General features: G+C 57.4%; 7 protein-coding genes. 1 reads left to right on the top strand and 6 read right to left on the bottom strand.

Going from position 1 to position 8,628, the window contains the following annotated elements; genetic code table 11:
* Nucleotides 1-105 precede the first annotated feature (105 nt).
* Nucleotides 106-762 (bottom strand): hypothetical protein, encoded by a 657-nt coding sequence (locus ABYV89_RS11475; protein ID WP_432823091.1) that lies wholly within the window; start codon nt 760-762, stop codon nt 106-108.
* A 143-nt stretch (nt 763-905) separates the two neighbouring features.
* On the opposite strand from ABYV89_RS11475, the gene ABYV89_RS11470 reads away from it, so the two are divergent.
* Entirely contained in the window at nt 906-2,108 is a 1,203-nt protein-coding gene (locus tag ABYV89_RS11470) for a class I SAM-dependent rRNA methyltransferase (protein WP_432823090.1), read from the top strand.
* Here the strand turns inward: ABYV89_RS11470 and ABYV89_RS11465 are convergent.
* From ABYV89_RS11465 to rpoH, 5 genes are all read right to left on the bottom strand, one after another.
* Nucleotides 2,098-3,795, bottom strand: a complete 1,698-nt coding sequence (locus ABYV89_RS11465) for an alkaline phosphatase family protein (protein ID WP_432823089.1) — start codon at nt 3,793-3,795, stop codon at nt 2,098-2,100. The genes ABYV89_RS11470 and ABYV89_RS11465 overlap by 11 nt on opposite strands.
* 132 nt (nt 3,796-3,927) lie before the next feature.
* Complete coding sequence (locus ABYV89_RS11460; protein ID WP_432823088.1) at nt 3,928-4,446, bottom strand: peptidylprolyl isomerase; 519 nt, start codon at nt 4,444-4,446, stop codon at nt 3,928-3,930.
* 158 nt (nt 4,447-4,604) lie between these two features.
* Nucleotides 4,605-6,191, bottom strand: coding sequence for an acetyl-CoA hydrolase/transferase C-terminal domain-containing protein (locus ABYV89_RS11455; RefSeq protein WP_432823087.1), 1,587 nt, complete (start codon nt 6,189-6,191; stop codon nt 4,605-4,607).
* Nucleotides 6,192-6,947: 756 nt separating this feature from the next.
* Entirely contained in the window at nt 6,948-7,685 is a 738-nt protein-coding gene (locus ABYV89_RS11450) for an outer membrane protein assembly factor BamD (RefSeq protein ID WP_432823086.1), read from the bottom strand.
* A 136-nt stretch (nt 7,686-7,821) separates the two neighbouring features.
* Nucleotides 7,822-8,628: RNA polymerase sigma factor RpoH (rpoH, locus tag ABYV89_RS11445; RefSeq protein WP_432823085.1), on the bottom strand; the 807-nt coding region annotated here is incomplete at its 5' end.

The following is an 8,628-nucleotide window of genomic DNA, read 5'->3' as shown; positions in this document are numbered from 1 at the left end:
CTTCATCTCCATGTTTCGCAAGCGGGTTCTGCTGCTCTACCTGGCCCTCTGTGTCTCAGGGACCCTGCTGCTGGCCTTTACCTACCGGTTGCTGCCCTTGGCTTTTTAAAACGCCGGGGCGTCGGCTGCGAGGCGTTCCAGGTTCTCCTGCAGCCAGGCCGAAAGGCTCTCGAGGTCGTCCCGATGCTGTTGCGGGACGATCTCGATCTGATCCAAGATGTTGGCAAGCCTGCGGGCGGCACTCAGGCCTGACTTGATCTGTTCAAGCGGGGAGGGCGCCGCCGCTCCGGCTTTGTTTGCAGCCACCTCGTTGAAGCGTTTGAGGATCGTCGGGTGGCTGCGGTTTTCCTCGACCACCGCCCGGCGCAGGTCGGCATATTCTTCGCTGGAAAAGTCCTTTTCTTCCCGGGCCTGGCGCAGCAGTTCGACCGAACGGTAGTCCGGCAGCGGCTTCAGTTCGGTGTGCCGGGTCATCATCTGCGGTTCTTCTTTTTCGATAAAACTGTAGGCGAGGGTCAGCTTCTGTGCGGTCGGTTTCTTGATACGGACTTCGCGGCTGCAGTAATCCTCGAAATTCTCGTATCCCCACTGCTGAAACAGGCCGCTTCGCTTGACCTGCAGCAGTTTCTCTCCGAGGGCGACCCACGATGACTTGAACGTGCTGGCCACGGCCAGCACCTGGTAGCGGTCAGATGCCGGGTCAAGCTCCTCCATGATCTTCTCTATGACCAGTTCCCCCTTGGTTTTCGGTTGTTCGCTCATTACGCGCTCCTTGAAGGTATTTGCCAAAGCGCCAGGAGTTTAGCATAGAAGGTCGGCGCGCGCTCAAGGTTTTTGCGCTTGGCCTGTGACCGCCTATCCGCTACAATCCGGACCGAACAATCCTGTTCGCAGAAAGGTATCCCATGAAGGATCGGCATTTTATCGTTGGGCCCGAGACGGCCCGCATGTTTGAGCTCGGTCACCCTTGGGTGCTGACTGACCGCTATACCAGGCGCTGGCCTCAGGCCAGGCCGGGCGAGCTGGTGCCGCTCACTGACGAGCAGGGCAAGCTGCTGGCCATGGCCCTGCTTGAACCGAGTGCCCACGTGGTGGCCCGGGTACTCGAATTCGGACCGATGAAGCTGGACAAGGAGTGGCTGCGGAGCAAGGTGGTGCGAGCCCGGCAGCTGCGTGAACGGCACCTCGACCTGTCAGGGACCACGGCCTATCGTCTGATCAACGGCGAGGGGGATGGCCTGCCGGGGCTCACGGTCGACCGTTACGGTGATTACCTGATGGTTCAGCTCTATGCGGAGAGCTGGAGTCCGCACCTGCCGATGCTGGTCCAGGTGCTGGAGAAAGAGTGTCAAACCAAAGGGATTTACGAAAAACGGCGGCCCCAGAAGACCCGCGAACTCGAAGCGGTTTCCGAGAATAAAAAGTTCAGCAGGCTGCTGGCCGGTTCGGCTTGTCGCGGACGACTGCAGGTGCAGGAAAACGGACTGGAATTTCTGGTCGAGCTCGAAGAGGGGCTCAATACCGGGCTTTTCCTCGACCAGCGGGCCAATCGCCGGGACCTGATGGGGCGGGTGGCGGGAAAGAACGTCCTCAACCTGTTTGCCTACACCGGGGCGTTTTCCGTTGCGGCCGCCTGTTCCGGGGCCACCAGGGTAACCAGTGTGGATGCCTCCGGGTATTACCTGAAGTGGGCCGAGGAGAACTTCTCGATCAACCGGCAAAATCCCCGCCGTCACGAATTCATCGTCGATGACTGCCTGAAGGCGCTGCGGCAGCTGCAGGGGCAGGGGCGGCAGTTCGACATTATCCTGATGGATCCGCCGTCCTTTTCCACTACCAAGAAAAGCCGGTTTACCACCCGCGGCGGCACCTCCGACCTGGTTGCGGCCGCCCTGCCGCTGCTGGCGGACGGGGGGCTGCTGATTACCTCTTCAAATCACCAGAAGGTTGATCTGGCCGACTACCTCAAGGAGTTGCGCCGCGGCGCCTTGCAGCAGCAATGTGATTTGCGGGTGGTTCGGGTGATGGGGCAGCCGGAGGATTTTCCCTTTCCGTTGACCTTTCCCGAGGGGCGCTACCTCAAGTATGTGATGGCGGTCAAGGGGTGAGTTCGGTTCGGCAGGGGGCAAAAACGTCGTAATAGAGGAATTCGTTGCCGACCAGTTGTGTCTTCTCCTGCAGGGGATGGTTCTTGGGCAGGATCAGGAAGGGGCGTGACTGCTCGCCGCCGACCGAGCCGTGGCCACCCACCTGGTCGTCAAAGCAGGCGATCCGTTCACCGTCGTAGGCCCCGAACAGGATCAGGTCGCCACAGGCGTCGTCCATGGCAAACTGGCAGAGCCGGGTCCACAACTCCACGGGGTTGCCGTAGGGGCGCAAAAACTCAAGTTCCGCTTCAGGCGGCGGCGATTCGGCCGAAGCACAGGTATGGCCGCCGTCGTGATAACACCAGGTCTCGTTGCCGATTCCTTTGGCCAGAACGAACCCGATTCCCTTGTGCTGGCTGAGGAAGCGTACCAGCAACGGCTGGGCCGACTCGACCTCGATGGCATTCAGGCGCTGCCGACTGCCGGTTATGTACAGGTGGGCCAGGGAACTGGAATAGGTGACGACCACTCCCCCTTCCTGGTCGACCTTGATCGTTTCAGGGACCAGGGCCCGAATTTTTTTCTGCATCAGGTTTTTGGTCGCACGGTAAAGGCGGTTGCGCCAGCCCCCAGGTCGGGCATCCAGCTCGTCGCGCAGGTAGCCCAGCTGGATACGGGTGAAGTCGAGGGGCCCGGCTGACACGGCCGCCTGCTGGTTTTTTTTCAAAAAGGCACTGATGGCGTCGCCGAGGGTTGCTCCAAAGCGGTTGTGAAAAGGGTATCCCGGAGTCTGGCCGTGGTCGGAAAGGATGACCAGCTGGTAATCCGCTCCTGGCGCGTGCCTGAGCATGCGCATGATTTCACCAATCCGCTTGTCGGTGTGACGCAGGCTTCTCAGGGCCGCCGTTGAACCGGGGCCGAAATGGTGGCCGAGTTCGTCGTAGCCGCTGTAGGTGGTGTAGATGTAAGGGACGCCGGCATAGATGTCGGCAATGACGCCGAAGGTCTGCAGCTCGCGCAGGATGACGTTGCAGAAAATGCGGATCAGCGGGAACAGCCCTTCACTGACCCGCCAGGGGCGGGTTTTACGGTAATGCAGGCGCTCAAAAATGTCGGTAACGTATTCGGCTACCGTGGCCACGCCCATGCGGCAGATGCGCAGTGGATGCAGGATTGAGAGGACCATGAAGCGAAACCCCCCGAACCGGCCGAACAGGGTTTGCGGGTGGGGTGAGGATACGGTGAAGATGCTGCGTGCCGCACCACCGTCAATGATGTTGGAGTAGGATGAGCCGCCGGACAAAACCCCGGCTTTGCCGGTAAACAGGTTTTCGCGAAAATGCTGTACATGATCGGGATCGTTGCAGCTGATCAGCTGTCCGCTGCTCTTTTCAAACCAGCGGAAGGCGGGGATGCCCCTGCTGTCGCCGTAGAAAATGGCGGCCTGGGCGGCTGGGGTGGTGCTGGGCAAGCCAGCCTGGTATTCCCGCGCGACAAAGCCACGGTTCAGGTGGCGCTGGATGTTGGGCAGATAGCCCCGGGCGAGGGCCATTTTCAGGTGCGGATAGGAGAGGCCGTCAATCTGGATGCCGACGAATCCCCGTCCGGGGCCCGCGGCTTTACGGGCCTGGCGTTCCTTGCGGAAGAGGTAGAATTTTAAGAAGTAATAGGCCCTGAACAGCCTGTCGTTCAGATGTTTGCCAGGCACCGGTTATCCTTTGCGAAATGCAAATATAACAGCGTATTAGATTGTCATGAATCTAACACAGGCGCGACGGGGTACCAACGAAAAAAGCCGGGGAATCTTCCCCCGGCTTTTTGTTTGCTGTACTTGCGAAAGTTATTCGGCGATCAGCAAGCTGACTTTTTCTATGGTCACCGGCTCAGCGGGGACATCCTGATGGTAGCCCTTGTTGCCGGTTTTGACCTTGCGGATCTCATCGACGACGTTCATTCCATCGATGACCTTGGCGAAGACCGCGTAGCCGTAGCCGGACGGCGTTTTCGACTGGTGATTGAGAAAGTCATTGTCCACGACATTGATGAAGAATTGGGAGGTCGCGCTGTCGACCACCTGGGTGCGGGCCATGGCGAGGCTGCCGCGAACATTTTTGAGGCCGTTGTCCGCTTCGTTTTTGATCGGGGCCTTGTTCTTCTTCTCTTTCATGTCCGCTGTCATGCCGCCGCCCTGAACCATGAAGCTGTTGATCACCCGGTGGAAGATCGTGCCTTCGTAAAATCCGTCCTGTACGTAGTCCAGAAAGTTTTTCACGGTAACCGGGGCATGTTGGGCGTCCAGTTCAATGGTGATGTCGCCCATGGAGGTTTTCATCAGGACGACAGGGTTTTTTTCACTCATGGGAAGTGCTCCTTTGGATTGACATGGTAGAACGTCCCGGACTCTAGCAGATACCGTCAGTTCAGTCAATGACAGGAGCGGCAGATGCCCGTGAACAAGCATGAAAAAGCCCCGCCGGGGAGACCCGGCGGGGCTTTGATCTGGAGCAGCAACAGGGACTATTCGCAGAGGTCGATCTTGATGTCCCAGTTCTTGATTCTCATGGTGCCGTTCTGTGCCAGGTTGAGCTGCATCTTGAAGGCGCGGTCGAACAGTTGCGGCTCGTGGCCAACCCCTTTGGCAATGGTCTCTTTTTTGGCCATTTCGAAGTAGTCGGTAAGAATCGGCTTGTACTCGGGGTGAGCACACTTTTCGATGATTTTTTTAGCGCGGTCCTTCGGCGCCAGACCGCGCAGGTCGGCCAGGCCCTGCTCGGTGACCAGCACGTCAAGGTCGTGCTCGGTGTGGTCAACGTGGGGTGCCTTCGGAACCACGCAGGTGATGCCGAGGGGATCGGTTTTGCTGGGGCGGACCGACGGGCTGTGCATGATCTTCAGGTAGCCGTTGCGCAGGAAGTCGCCGGAACCGCCGAGGCCGTTGATCATCCGGGTGCCGCCGACCAGGGTCGAGTTGGCGTGGGCGTAGATGTCGAACTCAACCGGGGTGTTCATGGCGATGACGCCGAGGCGGCGGATCGGCTCAGGGGCGTTGGCGATCGACAGGGGGCGCAGGGTGATCTTGCTGAAGTACTTTTCCCAGTTGTCGAAGAAACGGGGGAAACCCGGGTTTTCCGACAGGGAGAGGGAGCAGGACGAAGCGCAACGCAGGTTGCCGCCGTCGAAGAAGTCGAGCATGGTGTCCTGCAGTACCTCGGTGTAGACCGACAGGTTGCTGAAGGGACCTTTGGCCAGGCCGCCGACAACGGCGTTGGCGATCGAGCCGACGCCCGACTGCAGCGGCAGCAGGTTCTCGGGCAGGCGACCGCGCTTCACTTCATGGGCGAAGAAGTCCATGATGTGGCCGGCGATGGCATCGGAGGTGTCGTCCATTTCGGCGAAGGCGCGGCCCTTGTCGCGGCGCTTCGACTCGACGATGGCAACGATTTTGTCCGGGTCGCAGGGAACGTACGGGGTGCCGATGCGGCTGTCGGCTGCTGTGATCAGGAACGGGGCCCGACGCGGCGGCTTCTGCTGCATGTGGATGTCGTGCATCCCTTCGAAGGAAGGCTGTCCGGTGTTCACCTCGATGATGATCTTGTCGCAGAGGTTGATCATCTCGGCGACGATACCGCAGGAAGTGGTCAGGGCCAGGCCGCAATCTTCGGTAATGGCCGAAACTTCGATGATGCCGATGTCGTAGCGGCCGTTTTCGGTATAGAAGCCGTAGCTGATGTCCTGGGCATAGTGACCGAGGTGCTTGTCGCCCATGCGGATGCGGCCGGCATTGATCCCGGCGGCGATGTTCTTGCCGGTCTGGTAGGGCCAGCGGCGGTCGATCATGTCGAGGGTCGCCCAGCGGTCTTCGGTCTCGGCACCGACCGAGGCACCGATGAACAGGTTGAACTTCAGCTTGCCCTGCAGGTTGTTGGCTTCGACGTGGTCGGCCAGCGCGATGGGTACTTCTTTAGGATAGCCAGCCGGGGTAAAGCCGGACCAGGCCAGGTTCATGCCGGCCTTGAACAGCGGAATGGTGTCCGCAGCCTTCATGACTTTGCTGAGCAGCGACTTGCGACGAACGCGACTTTCCAGGGTACCGAACTCGGACATCTTCTCTCTCCTTCATTGAATTTTACGGATATGCCGAGCGTTGCCGTAATCGTTGTCTGTTTTTGCACTAAGACTACGGTCGTTCTCGGCCAAAACTGCAATGGCTAGCTGATGGTTCTATAATCCTGTTATAGGTGAGACTTATATAATGCGGTGAGTGCAGTAGTCAAGGAAAAACTTCTCTCATTCACTTATGGTAAAACATATCCGCAAATCTTCTGCTGGACGGGTTTTTTATTCCTGCCGGAAGCAAAAAGTCTCGTAAAAACAGTTTTTTCCGATATGTGCTGTGGGGACTTTCGATTGGGGGAGATAGATTGGTGTCCGCTTATTTGGTCGTTGTTCACCGGGACTTATTTTTTGTCGCAGTGAACCGCTGTTACATAGTGATAATTGATAGTTATCGCTCATTGAGTGTGGTTGCGTATACGTTTTATCTTGAGTGAATATAGGTTTACCCTCGGTAAATGATAAGTGTGGTTAATGTGGTACTAATTGGAATTTACTAACTGCCGATGGTCTATTGACGCGATGATTTGTGTAGGAGGGGGGGTGTTACCAAAAAGCCCCGGCGACCATGAGGTGGCGGGGCTTTTCGGCTGAAAACGGGAATTTTACGAGAGGAGGCGCGGGTCTATGCAGCAGAAGCTGAAAATCTACGGCTCATGATCGATCCATTCGAAACCGGTGGATCGCGACTTGTCTTCGGGGGGGGCGTGCCGACCGCTGAACTCCTGGTCGCTCAAAAGAGCCGGGTCAGTACTCTTTTTCCACCAGTTTCTGGGCGGCCAGCACATACTTGCTGGAAGGGTATTCACGATACAGGATATTGAAGGCATTAGCGGCCTGTTGACGGTTTTCCAGCATCAGGTAGGCATGGCCGAGATAGTAGTAGGCTTCGTCTTTCTTGCTGTAGTCAGGATAGCGGTTGAAAATCGGGCTGATCCGGTTGACGGCGGCCTGGTACTTTTCCGTCCGCAGGTAGAAATTGCCGACGATCATTTCGTGTTCGGCCAGTCGATCCTGGCACTGAGCGATTTTTTCCTTCAATTCGTATTGACGGGGATAGTCGGGGAATCGCTTCAGCAGATCGTTGAAGGTTACCAGGGCATTTTTGGTTGCTGTCTGATCCCGGTCGGGGGTGAGGATCTGGTTGTAATAGGAGAGTCCCAGCTGATTCAGAAGTTCAGCGGTGCGGGGATGGTTAGGGTGCTGCTTGAGAAAGTCTTCATAGGCCGTTGCCGCTTCAATATAGCGCTCGGAAAGGAAATATGCCTCGGCAATCTTCATCTCGGCCAGGGTATTCAGTTCCGGCGAATAGTAGCTGTCTCGAACTTTTTCCCAGTTGGCAATGGCGTCGTCGTAAAGCCCCTGCTCGAAGAAGGTTTCACCTTCCTGAAGGTAGTGGTCAGCCGTTTTGGGTGGGGGGACGACAGTCGATGCACATGCAGTTGCCAGCAACAGCACAACAAAAGCGGCAAACAGGTTTTTCATGGAGTATCTATCCTTAAAAGTTTAATGATAGCGAATCACTAGAAAGTACGGGATGAGGCATTTTTTGTCAATGCCATTTGTGTCTTCTGTGCCCGTCAACCGGGAGAAACCCTGCCGGAATCTCCTCTATTCATATTCAGAACTGAGAGGCGGGTTCCAAGGCTCCCTTCATTTTGCAGAGAGCATTTTTCTCCAGTTGCCTGACCCGCTCACGGCTGATCCCGTAGTCGTCGGCCAGTTCCTGCAGGGTTCGGGGCGAGTCGCTGAGTATCCGGTCGTGGATAATCTGTCTCTCCCGCTCGTTGAGGCGGCTGAGGGCTGATTGAACCTGGCCCGACAGCATCTGCTGCTGCTCGTGTTCGAGCAGGCGGGTTTCCTGGTTGTCGGTTTCGTCCGCCAGGGTTTCCAGCAGGGTGAAACTTTCCCCCTCAACCAGTTCGACGTTCAGCGACGTGTCGCGGGCGGCCATTCTGGTCACCATCTCTTCAACGTCTTCGTTGCGCACCTCGAGTTCCCGTGCCAATTCGTCATGGTCTTCCCTGCCGGTCAAGCGCAGCAGGGTGGCCTGGGTCTGCTTGAGTTTAAAGAAAAGTTTCTTCTGGGCCTGGGTGGTGCCGATTTTGACCAGTGACCAGGTTTTGACGATATAGTTCTGAATATAGGCGCGAATCCACCAGACGGCATAAGAGATGAGACGAATGCCCCGCTCCGGGTCGAATTTTTTGACGGCCATCATCAGGCCGATGTTTCCTTCCTGAATCAGATCCAGCAGCTTCATGCCGTAGTTGCGATATTCCATCGCCACCTTGACCACAAAGCGAAGGTTGGCGCAGGTCAAGCGGTGGGCCGCCTCCAGGTCGCCATCCCGCCGATAGCGTTTGGCCAGTTCGTATTCCTCTTCCCGGCTGAGCAGGTCAAACTGCTTGACCTGGGCCATGTAGTG

Origin of the sequence: Trichloromonas sp., from assembly GCF_041583255.1 — a bacterium.
GTDB lineage: Bacteria > Desulfobacterota > Desulfuromonadia > Desulfuromonadales > Trichloromonadaceae > Trichloromonas.
The sequence above is the reverse complement of the archived record's forward strand: the minus strand, read 5'-3'. Positions and strand labels throughout refer to the sequence as shown.

Excerpts from the sequence above, each read along its gene's own strand:
- ABYV89_RS11455 (WP_432823087.1), bottom strand. The coding sequence starts at position 6,191 with ATGTCCGAGTTCGGTACCCTGGAAAGTCGCGTTCGTCGCAAGTCGCTG.
- ABYV89_RS11470 (WP_432823090.1), top strand. The coding sequence starts at position 906 with ATGAAGGATCGGCATTTTATCGTTGGGCCCGAGACGGCCCGCATGTTT.
- ABYV89_RS11450 (WP_432823086.1), bottom strand. The coding sequence starts at position 7,685 with ATGAAAAACCTGTTTGCCGCTTTTGTTGTGCTGTTGCTGGCAACTGCA.
- ABYV89_RS11460 (WP_432823088.1), bottom strand. The coding sequence starts at position 4,446 with ATGAGTGAAAAAAACCCTGTCGTCCTGATGAAAACCTCCATGGGCGAC.
- ABYV89_RS11475 (WP_432823091.1), bottom strand. The coding sequence starts at position 762 with ATGAGCGAACAACCGAAAACCAAGGGGGAACTGGTCATAGAGAAGATC.